This is a genomic window from Geothrix edaphica, from assembly GCF_030268045.1.
GTDB classification, from domain to species: Bacteria; Acidobacteriota; Holophagae; order Holophagales; family Holophagaceae; genus Geothrix; species Geothrix edaphica.
The window spans coordinates 479,577-491,889 of record NZ_BSDC01000001.1; the positions used below are offsets into that span (position 1 = coordinate 479,577).

Genomic DNA, 12,313 nt, shown 5'->3' on the forward strand with positions numbered 1-12,313 from the left:
CGGGTCAGCCCTTCGCGGCCGGGGGTTTCGGAAGCAGGACCTTGCTGCCGGGGCGGAGCTTGTCGAGCCCGTCGGTGACCACGGCCTCTCCGGCCGTCACTCCCTGCTTGAGGGCGGTGTCGTCGCCGTCGGTGGCGAGCACCTCGACCGTGCGCATCTCCGCGGTCCCGTCGGCCTTCACCACGTAGACGAAGGCGCCCTGGGGGCTGTGCTGCACGGCGGCCGTGGGCACGATGACCACCCGGCGCAGGGTGTCGACCAGCAGACGGGCGTTCACGAACTGGTTGGGGAAGAGGGTGCGGTCGTCGTTGGTGAAGAGGGCCTTCAGCCGGACCGTGCCGGTGGCGGGATCCACCTGGTTGTCGATGGCCGCAAGGGAACCTGCCGCGAGCCGGCTCTTGAGGTCGCGGTCCCAGGCCTCGACGGGCAGCTTCCCGCCCTTGGCCGTCTGCCCCAGCACCTTCTGGATGCTGTCCGCCGGCACCGAGAACACCACGTTGATGGGCTGGACCGGGGCGATGACGGCCAGGCCGCTGGCATCGCTGGCGCGCACCATGTTGCCCGCGTCCACCTGGCGGAGGCCCACGCGGCCGGCTATGGGGGCGGTGATGCGGCTGTAGGTCAGGTTCAGCTTGGCGCTCTCCACCTGGGCCTGGTCCGCCTTGAGGGTGGCCTCGTACTGGGCCACGGAGGAGCTCTGGGTGTCCAGCTGCTGCCGGGAGATGATGCCTTGCTCCACCAGGCCCTGGAGGCGCTTCAGATCCGCCAGTGCGTTCTGATAGGCCGCCCGGTCCTTGGCCAGCTGGCCCTCAGACTGCATGAGCTGGACCTGGAAGGGCCTGGGGTCGATCTCCGCCAGCAGGTCGCCCTGGCGCACCATCTGGCCCTCGGTGAAGGCCACGCGCACCAGCTGGCCGTCCACGCGGCTCTTCACGGTCACGGTGCTCAGGGCGGTGACGGTGCCGAGCCCCGTGAGGCTCACGGGCATGTCGCCCTGGCGGGCCTGGGCGGCCACCACCGGCACGGGGCGTCCGCCCGCGGGGTTCGCGCCGGTCTCCTTCTTCCCGCCGCGGCCGAAGAGGGCCAGGGCGAGGATCGCCGCGGCCGCCAGGAGGGCCCAGAGGCGCCAGCCGCGGAACATAGCGGGGCGCCCGGCGCCGGCTTCAGGGGACTGGATGGGATCGTTGGCGTCCATGGGGGATCGAGGCCTTTGCGAGCAGATGGATCAAATGGGCTTCGGCGCTTGGCACCGGCGGAGCCGGCCCTCAGGTCGGATCAGGGCTGTGGGGCCATGGACTTGGCGGTGCCCTGGGTGAGGGTGGCCGAGTACATGGCCTCCAGGTTACCGATCATGGTCCGGAGTCCGCTCTGCAGAACATCCTGCTGCGCCTGTGTCAGGCCGGCGGCCATGGACTCATGGAGCTCCCTGGCCAGGGCCTGGAGCTCGTGGGCCTTGGCGACGGCCCCCGGAGCCAGATCGATGAGGATGCGGCGGCCGTGCCGGGGGTCGGGCCTGGCCGTCAGCCAGCCGCCCTTCACCATCGCCTTCACCACGCGGCTGGCGGTCGGATCGTCCATCCACACTTGCTGGGCCAGAGGATGCAGCGACGAGGGGCCCTTCTGGAGGAGCACCAGGATCACCCAGAACTGCTGGGGACTCAGCCCGTAGGGGGTGAGGCGGGCCCAGACGACCTGCTTGAGCGTCCGGCGGACGGCGGCGGCCAGGGTTCCGAGGCCGGCGTCATGAAGGGGGTCGGGAGCCTGTTCTTGCATAAGCAACGAGGCTGCGCTCCGTTTACCCTCGTGTCAAGGGGTATAGATCGGCTTATTCCCCCTGGAAGTCGGGAGTTAGGGAGCGGTCGCCGCCGCTTCACTTCCCCCGGGAGCTGGGCCGGGCGGGGTGGCGTCCCCGCTCACCCTTGGGCGCCTGGCCGGAGGAGGGCCGGGCGCTGCTGCGGGCGGGACCGCGGCTGCGGCCACCGCCGCCGCCCTGGCGCCCGGTCTGGATGGGCTCGGCGGGGATGCTGGGATCGGGGGCGTAGCCCTGGATCACGTCCTTGGGCAGCTCCTTGCGCAGGAGCTTCTCGATGTCCTTGAGCAGCCGGTGTTCGTCCACGCAGACCAGCGACAGGGCCTCGCCCTCGCTGCCGGCCCGGCCCGTGCGGCCGATGCGGTGGATGTAGTCCTCGGGCACCTGGGGCAGCTCGTAGTTCACCACGTGGGGCAGCATGTCGATGTCCAGGCCGCGCGCGGCGATGTCCGTGGCCACCAGGACGCGGACGGCGCCCTTCTTGAAATCCTCCAGGGCCTTGATGCGCTGGGGCTGGCTCTTGTTGCCGTGGATGGCCATGGAGCTGATGCCGTCCTTGTCGAGCTGCTCGGACAGGCGGTTCGCGCCGTGCTTGGTGCGGGTGAAGACCAGCACCTGCTCGAGCTTGCGGGACTGGATGATGTGGGCCAGCAGGGCGCGCTTGCGCTCCCGGTCCACGGGATGCACGACCTGGCGGACCAGCTCGGCGGCAGTGTTCTGGGGCGTGATCTGCACCGAGGCGGGGTTTTTGAGGAACTTGGAGGCCAGCTGCTTGATCTCGTCCGTGAAGGTGGCCGAGAACAGCAGGGTCTGCCGCTTGACGGGCAGCAGGGCCAGGATCTTCTGGATGTCACGGATGAAGCCCATGTCGAGCATGCGGTCGGCTTCGTCCAGCACCAGGATCTCCAGCTGGCTGAAGTTGAGGTTGCCCTGGCCCTGGTGATCCAGCAGGCGCCCGGGGGTGGCGACGAGGATCTCGACGCCAGCGCGGAGGGCCTTGGTCTGGGGGTTGATGTTCACGCCGCCGAAGATGGTGGTGGAGCGCAGGGGGATGTACTTGCCATAAGTACGGACGCTCTCCTCCACCTGCATGGCCAGCTCGCGGGTGGGCGTGAGGATGAGGGCGCGGATGGGATGGCGCGCGGGCGAGGCCGAGGTGTTGGCCTGGGGGGCCAGCAGCTGGAGCATGGGCAGGGTGAAGCCGGCGGTCTTACCGGTGCCGGTCTGGGCCCGGCCCATGAGGTCGCGGCCCTCCAGCACGAGGGGAATCGCCTGGGTCTGGATGGGGGTGGGGTGTTCGTAGCCCTGCTCGCGTACGGCGCGCAGCAGCTCGGGCAGCAGCCCGAGGGTATCGAAGGACATGGTCGCTCCTGAAGGGGCCCGCCCACGGAACATGTCCGGGGGCCCGGTCAGGGCGAAAAGGGGGATTCGGACTGAGAAGAGGCGGAGACCGGGGGTCGCCTGCGATCACGAAGGGGATAGTCTACCGTCATGGTCAGGATTTGGCGAGACCTCGATAGGCATCTGCCCCTCGGTCGAATTCTAACACCTTTGAAAATAAGAACCTACAGACCCATCAGATGGAGGAGGCGGTGCGGAGCCGGTCGTCCCGGGAGGCGGGCCGGCGGCTCCGTCGGCGGAGCAGGCGTCGGCGGCGCACCTCGAAGGCGAAGGCGTCCAGGGCCTCGGGATCCGGCGGCTCGCCGTTCAGGGGCACGGAGAGGATGAGCAGGCCCTCCCGTTCGGTCGCGTGGATGAACTGGGCGTCCGCCAGCTTGGAGGGCATGCACTCCAGAGGCGCCACCAGCACGGCCGCGTCGATCTCACCCCGGCGCCAGCCCAGCAGGGGGGCGCCGAGGGTGAGCACGGCTTCGCCTTCCAGGGCCTCGCGCAGGTAGGGTGCTGAAGCTTCCAGGATCCTGGGCAGGGAGCCCCGACGGGGCCAGTCGAGCTCGGTCGTGAGCGTCCCTTCGGCCACGGCCAGGATCCGCTCCCGGACCCACCGCTCCACCCGGGCGGCTGGGCCGGTCTTGGCACCCTGGGTCCGCGCGGTGTACTCGGAGTATTCGATGAAGTCGGTGGTGGCCTCGATATCCACTCGCAGACCCCGGGCGGCCAGGGCGCGCGCCATCTGGCCGTTGGCGAAGGGATCGAGCCGCACGTAGATCTCCCCGGTCAGCAGCACCCGGGGCAGGTCGGCCCCGCTGTCCGCCCGCCGGAGCTCCGCCAGGGCCTGGCGGAGCAGGGCGGGGATGCCGTAGATGCGGCCCGTGGCCACCTCGGAGACCACCCGCGCGGCGCCGAGGTCGCCGGCGGCCGTGGCTTCGAGATGAGCTGCAATGCGGGCGGCCCACTTGTCCCGGATGGCGTCTGCCGCGCCGGGCGTCCGCTCCGCGGCCCGGATGTGGCAGAGGGCCCGCTCGAGGGTGCCGAAGGCCGCCATGCCCGCGAGGATGAGGGCCTTGAAGCCCGTGGGCAGGCCGCGGAAATAGTCGCCGTAGGGCGGGGACCAGATCCGCACCCGGGCCTCCTCGCCCAGGCGCTTCAGGATCAGCTGGTGCAGGGTGCGGTAGGCCCCCATGCGACAGGGGCCGAAGGCGGCGGGAAGCAGCAGGACCACGTGTCCGGCCGGGTGGCGCTCCAGGTGGGCGAGGAGCCCGCCCAGCAACAGGGTCATGGGCAGGCACTCCTTTCCGGAGGTCTGCCGGCGGCCGAGACGCAGGGCGCCCAGGTCCGAAGGCGGCAGGGCCTCGGCCGGCAGACCCAGGCCACGCATGACGGCCGCGACGGCTTCGGGCTCGGGGCCCATGGGCGGGATCAGCAGGAGCTCCCCCTCGCGGTGGATCTCCTGGAAGGTGCGGGTGCCCACGCAGAGGTCCGCAGCCGGTCGGGGCTCGCACTGGCCTTCCCGCGGCCGGTCCTCGCGGACGCAGTGGAGGAAGGCCTCCACCCGAGTCTTGGTGCCGGCGTCCCCCGAGTGCCCGTCTGTCTCGATGACGGCGTAGGGGCGCCCCTCCATGAGCCAGGCGAAGAAGGGGACGGTGAAGCTGTCGGGCCCGCAGGCGTAGTTCGAGCAGAAGACGCTGTAGAGGCCAGGTGTCCGGCGGATCTGCCAGGCGGCCCGCAGGATGCGCTGGCTGTGGCCCCAGAAGACCTCGTCGAAGGTGGGCACGCCCTCGTCCAGGGGCAGGCAGTCCAGGGGGATGGCGATGGCGCCCTGCTCCCGGAGGATGGCGGGCACGTTGGAGTTCAGCACATCGTTGTGCAGGGTGTAGCCGCGGCCCAGCAGCACCACGGGCACCAGGTCCCGCTCCCGGCAGAAGGCCAGGGCCCGGCGGCCCAGCTCTGTCAGCTCCGCCTCGAAGGTCAGCTGGGCGGCCCGGGCCGCCCGCCAGGCGGAGCGCCATTCCGAAGGCAGGTCCCGGCCCAGGTCCGCGGCCAGGCGCCTGCACACGCGCAGGAAGGCCGGGGAGTCGTAGGCTCCGGGGCCGAAATCCACCACCGGGGAGAGCACCTTGGGCGCAGCGGCTCCCAGCTCCAGGCGGAGCACGTCCGGGGCCCCCTGGGAGATGGGGCAGACCACCGCATGGGGCTCTCCGCCCACCCTCGGAAGCTCCCGCATCATGGGCAGGAACAGGTAGTCAGGCCTCGCATCCGCCATGCCGGCCACGAGGCCGTGGTACTGCTGCATGGGCGCGCAGAAGGGCACCCCCGCTTCCTCGATGCCCCGCTTCAGCGTGTCGCGCCCCGGCGTGGGGGCCACCTGCAGGTCGAAGCCGAGCTCGTGGAGGAAGGTGGCGAAGAAAGGGAAGGTGCCTTGCAGCTGGAACTCGCCGCTGATCCCGATGAGGGGCCGGCCCCGCCGCTCCGAGAGGGGCTCGGAGAGGCGGGCCACCAGCTCCCGGCGCTCCCGGAAGGGGTCGGGGGCCCGGTCCGGCAGCTTGGCCCGCCGGGTGCCCTTGTCCCACAGGGAGCAGCCGCCGCCCCAGGTGAACCTGGTGGTGGTGCCGTCCACCCGCGTGGTGAGGCGGTCGATGCGGCACTTGTTCCCGGCGCCGCCGCAGCCCTGCGTGGCGGTGCAGACGAACTGATCCTTGGCGGCCACCTCCGCCTGGAGGAAGCGCGCCCCATCCAGGTCGTCGGCCTCCTCCCAGGCCAGCTCGCGGGCGGCCAGGAGCGCGATGCCCACCGCGCCCATGAGGCCGGGCTTGGGCGGCACGATGACCTCGGCCCCGGTCTGGCGGGCCACCGCCGCGGCGAGGGCGTCGGAGGCGAAGGGCATGCCCTGGCAGAAGATCACCTGGCCCACGGAGCGGCTGCCCTTCACGCGGTTCAGGTAGTTCGCCACCACGGAGTCGTAGATGCCCGCGATGATGGTGGCCTGGGGCACGCCGGCGGCCACGGCCCCGTCGATGACCTCAGCCATGAAGATCGAGCAGTGCTGGCCCAGGGAGATGCAGTGGTCCGCGGACAGCGCCACCTCGCCCAGCTGCGCCACGGAGTCGATCCCAGTGAAGCGGCGCCCCTGCTCCTCGATGAAGGACCCGGTGCCGGCGGAGCAGGCCTCGTTCATGGCCGCGTCGACCACCTTGCCGCCGGCGAGCCGGATGTATTTGGCGTCCTGGCCGCCGATCTCGAAGATGGTGTCCACCCGCGGATCGCACTGCAGGGCTCCGGTGGCGTGGGCGGCGATCTCGTTGAGCACGGATACCGCCTCCCGGCCGTAGCAGACGGAGAGCAGGGAACCCACGATCTCCCGGCCGGACCCAGTCACGCCGAAGCCCCGGATGTGGTGCGCGGCGGCGGTGCCCGCCAGGAGGTTGCGCATGAGGGCCTGGGCGGCCGCCACCGGCGCGCCGTCCGTGGGCAGGTAGTCCTCCCAGAGCACGGATCCGCTCTCAGGCTCCAGGGCCACCGCCTTGGAACCCGTGGAGCCGATGTCGAAGCCGACGATGACCTCGACGGGGACGGCCGCCACGGGGCCCGCGGCCAGAGATTCCGGCGGCCCCTGCAGGCGGCGGACCCGGTCCAGGTGGAAGGACAGCGGTTCGGAGACCTCCAGCGGCGCCCGATCCGGCGGGCGCAGGAGCGAATCCAGCCCCGGCAGGGCGGCGGGGGCCTCGGCGGCCAGGATGGCGCAGCCCAGGGCCTCCAGGTAGAGGCGGTCGTCTTCGGAGGCTTCCAGATAGGTCAAGCCATGGGCGGCTGCGTGGCGGCGGAAGTGGGCCTGGATGCGGGTGGACCTCGCCACGCCGCCGGCGAGCAGCAGGCGCTCCGGGCAGACCTTGGGCTTCAGGAGGGCCTGCACGTTCTCCGCGATGGCGTCGAGCAGCCCGGCGAGGATGCGCGCGCGGGATTCCCCCTTGTTGGCCAGATGGGTCATGTCCGTCTTGAGGATCACGGGGCAGCGGCCCGACAGGGGCGCCGGGTCGGCCACACCCTCCGCCAGGGCCGAGGCCTCCTCCACCGTGAGCCCGAACCGCCCCACCAGCTGCTGGAGGAAGTTCCCCGTCCCCTGGGCGCAGCGGCCATTCTCTCGGTAGATCTCGGTGCCCTTGACCCGGAGCTCCAGCACCGAGAAGCCCCGGCTGCCGATGGAGACCACCGTGGCGGGCTCCGGTCCATGCCGGAGCCGGAAGCCCGCGGCCAGGGCCTGGCGCCCCGGCACCCGCGGCAGGGCCACCGGCCGTCCCAGGCGACCCGTCACCGCGGCACCGGCCACGCCGTCCCAGTCCCAGCCGCGGAGCAGATCCAGGAAGGCCCTCCCGGGGTCCTTCCCGTGGGCCACGCAGGCCCGCCGGGTCCAGGCCCAGCCGTCTCCCTGCCGCGTCAGCTCCACGGCCTTGAGGGTCTCCGCGCCGAGGTCGAGACCGATGAACCGTGCCATGGTGCCTCCTATCCGGGGCCTCCCGGAAGCTGGATTCAGAAGCGGCAGATGAAGCTTGCGCCGGCCCGGGTCAGGAGGACACCCATAACTCGAGCCGCCAGGCTGCTTTCGAATCTCAGGTCCCCAGGTGCTTCAAGACTGAGACTGCAGAGCAGAATGAACGGATTCCGCCGAAGGGGCAGGGATATGAAGGGCTCCCGGGTTGGGCTTGGAGGAACGCTGCGAGTACCTGATCTACCTCGAGTGCGAACCCATGGTCGGCCCTATCCGGAAGGACCCCCGGTTCAAGGCCCTCCTGAAGTCGGTCCGTTCCTGGTTTTTTCGAGTCATTTCAGCCGCGTGAACACTTCGCCCATCGACCAGCTCTCCTGCTCGCCGGTCGCCATGTGCTTGACGGTGATGGTGCCGCCGTCCAGTTCGCCGTCGCCCAGGATGAGCACCGTCTGAATGCCCGTGCGGTTGGCGGTGGCCATGGCCTTCTTGAGGGCGCCACCGCGGGTCTCCAGCTGCAGGGCGATGCCGGCATCCCAGAGCCCGCGCGCCAGCTTGAAGGCCTCGGTGGCGGCCCGCTCGCCCAGGGGGATGAGCAGGGCGGGGGCGACCTGGGGGGCCTCGCCGTGGATCTGCTGCAGCACCATGGCCAGGCGGTCCAGGCCGATGGCCCAGCCGAAGGCCGGCACGTCGGGGCCACCCAGGTGCTTCACGAGCAGGTCGTAGCGGCCGCCGCCCAGCAGGGCGCTCTGGGCGCCCAGGTCGGAGCTGAGCAGCTCGAAGGCCGTGCGGGTGTAGTAGTCCAGGCCGCGCACGAGCCGCGGATTCTCTTCGTAGGGGATGTCCAGGTCTGTGAGAAGAGCCTTGAGCCGGGCGTGGTGCTTCGCCGAGGCCTCGTCCAGGTAGTCCGTGATCACCGGATGTCCTTCGAGCGCCGCCTGGCAGGTTTCGTTCTTGCAGTCCAAGACGCGCAGCGGGTTGGACTCGATGCGCCGGTGGCAGTCGGAACAGAACTGCTCCTGCCGCGCCGCGAAAAAGGCGCGGAAGGCCGTGTAGAAGGCGGGGCGCGACTCGGGAGTGCCGACGCTGTTGATGGAGAAGACCATCTGCTTGAGTCCCAGCTCCTTCAGGAAGCTGTGGAGCATGAGCAGGCTCTCGGCCTCGCTCTCGGGGCTGGCCACGCCAAAGCTCTCGGCGCCGATCTGCCAGAACTGGCGGTACCGGCCGGTCTGCATGCGCTCGTAGCGGAACTGCTGGCCGATGTAATAGAACAGGACGGGATCACTGGAGGCCAGCAGCTTGTGCTGGATGGCCGCCCGCACCACGCCGGCGGTGTTCTCGGGGCGCATCACGACTTCGCGGCCGCCCTTGTCCGTGAACTGGTACATCTCCTTGTTCACGATGTCGGAACTCTCCCCGACGCTGCGCTTGAAGACGTCCAGCTCCTCGAGGATGGGGGTGCGGATCTCGCCGTAGCCATGGCGGCCGAACACGCGGCGGGCGGTTTCTTCGATATGCTGGAACCAGCGCAGCTCCGCCCCGAACAGATCCCGCATGCCTTTCACCGATTGGGCCATGATCCGACTCCCGAGCCTCCTGCTCACCTTCAGCCTACTGTCTTGGGCCCAGACCCCCAAACCCACCGGCCCTCCGGTCCATCCGCCGCGCCTGAAGGTCATGGTGGATCCGGGGCACGGCGGGGACGATGGCGGGGCCAAGGGGCCCAGGGGCCTGAAGGAGAAGGCCGCCGCCCTGGAGATCGGCCAGGCCGTGGCCGCCAAGCTGGAAGCCGCCGGGTTCGAGGCGGTGTTCACCCGGGACGATGACACCTTCATCCCCCTCTGGGATCGGGCCCGGGCCGCCAATGCCCAGGGGGCGGACCTCTTCATCAGCCTCCACCTGAACGCCGCCCGGACCCGTGCCGCTCGGGGCTCCGAAGTCTACTTCCTGAGCCTGGGCAAGGGCGACGACGACGAGGTGGTGGCCGCCGAGAACGCCGGCGCCGGGACCGCCCCGACCAGCGCAGACAGCGTGGTGGCGAGCATCCTGGATGACCTGGCCCAGAAGGCCTTCCTCCAGGATTCCGAGCGCCTGGCCGTGGCCATCCAGGGCCAGCTGAACCGCCTGGCGGGCATCAAGGAACGCGGCGTCAAGCAGGCGCCCTTCATTGTCCTGCGCGGCGCGGCCATGCCCGCCGTCCTGGTGGAGGTGGCCTTCATCTCCAACCCGAAAGAGGAGGAGAAGCTCAAGGACGCCGCCTTCCGCGCCAAGGTGGCCGACGCCATCACCCGCGGGGTGCGCCGCTACTTCGCCCAGGCCAACGGCAGCGTGCGGCGCCGGACCGTGGCCGGACCCGGCTGAGGGAGCGTTGGCCTCCGAAGCCAAAGGCCATGCGCGCCCCGGTGCCGAAGCCTCAGCCTTGAATGAAAAGCCGATCGAAGCCATGATGAGAGGTCGTAGTACCCGTAGCTCAGTTGGATAGAGCGTTGGCCTCCGAAGCCAAAGGTCGCTGGTTCGATTCCAGTCGGGTGCACCAACAAAGCCAGGGGGGCCTTTGGCCCCCCTGGCTTTGTTGACGTTTCTGGAATCGAACCAGCGAGTGGATCGCCCAAGGCGGCACTAGATGTGCCGCCGACGCGAGCCGAGGGCGGCGCAGCCGCACGGTTCGATTCCCGACGGGGGACCAGTGGCCCCCCCTGGCTTTGTTGACGCTCCTGGAATCGAGCCAGCGAGCGGGATCACCCAGGTTTTTCCGGGTCGCGGCAGGGCCCTCCGGGTGGAGCCGCGGGGGCCGACCAGGCCAGGCTCCATGCAGCCTGATTCCCTTGAACCAAAAGGAATTTTCAATCCCGCGGCCTTGACGGACCTCATTTTGCGAGGCACAATGAAACAGCCTAAACCGGAGGACCCTGTGGATCGTGAACTGCTGAAGGGCAGCACACCCCTGCTGCTGCTGTCGCTGCTCTGCGAGGGGCCCATGTATGGCTACCAGATCATCGAGACGGTCCGCCAGCGCACCGGGGGATCGTACACGCTGAAGGAAGGGGCCCTCTATCCGGCCCTCCACAAGCTGGAGGCCACGGAGTTCATCACCTCGTACTGGGAAACCCAGGAGAATGGCCGGGAGCGCCGCTACTACTCGATCCAGCCCGCCGGACAGGCCTTCCTCTCCGCCAAGAAGAAGGAGTGGAACCAGTTCGTGGACATGGTCCAGGCCTTCGTCGGGCCCCGAGGCTGAGGGTTCGCTTCCATGTCCCGGGCCCTTGACGGCTACCTCTCCCAAGTGGCTGCCGGCCTGAGGGGAGTGTCCCGCCGGCGGCGGCTCATGCTGCTGCGGGAGCTGGAGGCCCACCTGCTGGACGAGGCCGAGGCCCGGGGCATCCAGGGCGAGTCGGCCATGTCGGCCCTGCTCGCCGAAAAGGAGCGGCCCGGCCGGCTGGCCGAGGAACTCGCGGCCGGAGAAGGCCAGGACGCCAATCACCGCGGCGGCACGGCCCTGGCGGCGGGCATGATCATCGGGGCGGCGACGGGCAGCCACATGTGGTTCGAGGGCTGGCGCTGGTACATCTGCGTGGCCTTCGCCGCGGCCCAGGGTCTGGCTGTGGGCGCCGGCTACTTCTGGGCCCGGCGGTACTGGCTCCGGCTTGACCCCTGGGCGCGGACGGCCGTGGCCGTCCTGCTCACCTCGCTGCTCTCCATCCCCCTCGGATTCACCACATCCCACGGGTTCAAGCCGACCCGCCTGCTCTACGGGGCCTACACCGGCTTCCTGCTGGAGCGGCACAGCCAGGAACGCCCGCTCTGGCAGACCCTCCTCGAGCCCGTCCTCTTCACGGCCTTCATGTTCGCCGTGGAGACGGGGTTCCTGGGCCGGATCCGGTTCCAGTGGTGGCAGGTGCCCCTGGAGCTCAGCTTCAACGCCACTCTGCTGATCAGCGTGATGCTGGCTCTGAAGCTCCGGCGCGTCCTGGCCGAACGCTGGGTGTTGATGCCCCAGGAGCAGGGGTGAATGCTGTCCGGGGGGTCCCTCGCAACGTATGCGTTGCGAGGATCTAAGGGCGCGCTGCGCGCCTCCATGTGACACGACGCTTCGCGTCGTTCCCACTCGCCTCTGGCTCCTGGACATGGAGCCTCCCCCCGGGCCCCCACGCCGGATCCCGGGAATCCCCCTTGAGTCAGGGGCGTTCCAGCGATAAACTGTTCGTCTTGCGTGGACAAGCCGCGTGCATTCACCCCGCCCATGGGGGCATCCGGTCGGTCCCAGGAGGAAGAGATGAAGGAAAAGATCCACCCCGAGCTTCACGACGTGAAGGTCCACTGCGCCTGCGGCAACGAGTTCATGACGCGCTCCACCAAGAAGGAGCTGCGCGTGGAAATCTGCTCCAACTGCCACCCGTTCTTCACGGGCAAGCAGCGCCTGATGGACACCGAAGGCCGCGTGGAGAAGTTCAACAAGAAGTATGCGAAGAAGGAGGCCCCTGCGGCCCCCGCCGAAGCTGCTGTCGAGACTGCACCCGAGACCACCGAAGCCTAGCTGTGATGTTCCAAAGAACGGGCCGAGCTCCTCGGCCCGTTCTTCTTTTTTGTGTGCTCCAGATCCCGGCGCAGCCGGGATCTGGAGATAG

9 protein-coding genes and 1 tRNA gene are annotated in these 12,313 nt (G+C 69.7%); 5 read left to right on the forward strand and 5 right to left on the reverse strand.

Annotated features, from left to right (window positions below; genetic code table 11):
* Positions 1-4: 4 nt before the first annotated feature.
* The 5 genes from QSJ30_RS02180 to hisS all read right to left on the reverse strand — a co-directional run bounded on the left by QSJ30_RS02180 (position 5) and on the right by hisS (position 9,265).
* Positions 5-1,195 carry an MdtA/MuxA family multidrug efflux RND transporter periplasmic adaptor subunit gene (locus QSJ30_RS02180; RefSeq protein ID WP_285606147.1) on the reverse strand — a complete coding sequence of 397 codons (1,191 nt, stop codon included), beginning with the start codon at positions 1,193-1,195 and terminating at the stop codon, positions 5-7.
* Positions 1,196-1,275: 80 nt separating this feature from the next.
* Entirely contained in the window at positions 1,276-1,773 is a 498-nt protein-coding gene (locus QSJ30_RS02185) for a MarR family winged helix-turn-helix transcriptional regulator (RefSeq protein ID WP_285608038.1), read from the reverse strand.
* A gap of 97 nt (positions 1,774-1,870) precedes the next feature.
* Positions 1,871-3,172: a DEAD/DEAH box helicase gene (locus QSJ30_RS02190; RefSeq protein WP_285606148.1), complete on the reverse strand. Its 1,302-nt coding sequence runs from the start codon at positions 3,170-3,172 to the stop codon at positions 1,871-1,873.
* Positions 3,173-3,386: 214 nt separating this feature from the next.
* The gene (locus tag QSJ30_RS02195; RefSeq protein ID WP_285606149.1) at positions 3,387-7,697 is read right to left on the reverse strand and encodes an acyl-CoA dehydratase activase-related protein; all 4,311 of its coding nucleotides are present in this window, start codon (positions 7,695-7,697) and stop codon (positions 3,387-3,389) included.
* 326 nt (positions 7,698-8,023) lie between these two features.
* Positions 8,024-9,265 (reverse strand): histidine--tRNA ligase, encoded by a 1,242-nt coding sequence (hisS, locus tag QSJ30_RS02200; protein WP_285606150.1) that lies wholly within the window; start codon positions 9,263-9,265, stop codon positions 8,024-8,026.
* Between hisS and QSJ30_RS02205 the strand changes: the two genes are divergently transcribed.
* The 5 genes from QSJ30_RS02205 (at position 9,264) to rpmE (ending at position 12,222) form a co-directional block, all read left to right on the forward strand.
* Positions 9,264-10,049 carry an N-acetylmuramoyl-L-alanine amidase family protein gene (locus tag QSJ30_RS02205; protein WP_285606151.1) on the forward strand — a complete coding sequence of 262 codons (786 nt, stop codon included), beginning with the start codon at positions 9,264-9,266 and terminating at the stop codon, positions 10,047-10,049. The two genes, hisS and QSJ30_RS02205, sit on opposite strands and share 2 nt — an antisense overlap.
* A 98-nt stretch (positions 10,050-10,147) precedes the next feature.
* Positions 10,148-10,224: transfer RNA gene (locus tag QSJ30_RS02210), tRNA-Arg, on the forward strand.
* 375 nt (positions 10,225-10,599) lie between these two features.
* Positions 10,600-10,926, forward strand: coding sequence for a PadR family transcriptional regulator (locus QSJ30_RS02215; RefSeq protein ID WP_285606152.1), 327 nt, complete (start codon positions 10,600-10,602; stop codon positions 10,924-10,926).
* Positions 10,927-10,938: 12 nt separating this feature from the next.
* Complete coding sequence (locus QSJ30_RS02220; RefSeq protein ID WP_285606153.1) at positions 10,939-11,697, forward strand: hypothetical protein; 759 nt, start codon at positions 10,939-10,941, stop codon at positions 11,695-11,697.
* 264 nt (positions 11,698-11,961) lie between these two features.
* Entirely contained in the window at positions 11,962-12,222 is a 261-nt protein-coding gene (gene rpmE, locus QSJ30_RS02225) for a 50S ribosomal protein L31 (protein ID WP_285606154.1), read from the forward strand.
* Positions 12,223-12,313: the final 91 nt, after the last annotated feature.

Coding starts and splice junctions, on each gene's coding strand:
- QSJ30_RS02180 (WP_285606147.1), bottom strand. CDS start 1,195: ATGGACGCCAACGATCCCATCCAGTCCCCTGAAGCCGGCGCCGGGCGC.
- QSJ30_RS02185 (WP_285608038.1), bottom strand. CDS start 1,773: ATGCAAGAACAGGCTCCCGACCCCCTTCATGACGCCGGCCTCGGAACC.
- QSJ30_RS02190 (WP_285606148.1), bottom strand. CDS start 3,172: ATGTCCTTCGATACCCTCGGGCTGCTGCCCGAGCTGCTGCGCGCCGTA.
- QSJ30_RS02195 (WP_285606149.1), bottom strand. CDS start 7,697: ATGGCACGGTTCATCGGTCTCGACCTCGGCGCGGAGACCCTCAAGGCC.
- QSJ30_RS02205 (WP_285606151.1), top strand. CDS start 9,264: ATGATCCGACTCCCGAGCCTCCTGCTCACCTTCAGCCTACTGTCTTGG.
- hisS (WP_285606150.1), bottom strand. CDS start 9,265: ATGGCCCAATCGGTGAAAGGCATGCGGGATCTGTTCGGGGCGGAGCTG.
- QSJ30_RS02220 (WP_285606153.1), top strand. CDS start 10,939: ATGTCCCGGGCCCTTGACGGCTACCTCTCCCAAGTGGCTGCCGGCCTG.
- rpmE (WP_285606154.1), top strand. CDS start 11,962: ATGAAGGAAAAGATCCACCCCGAGCTTCACGACGTGAAGGTCCACTGC.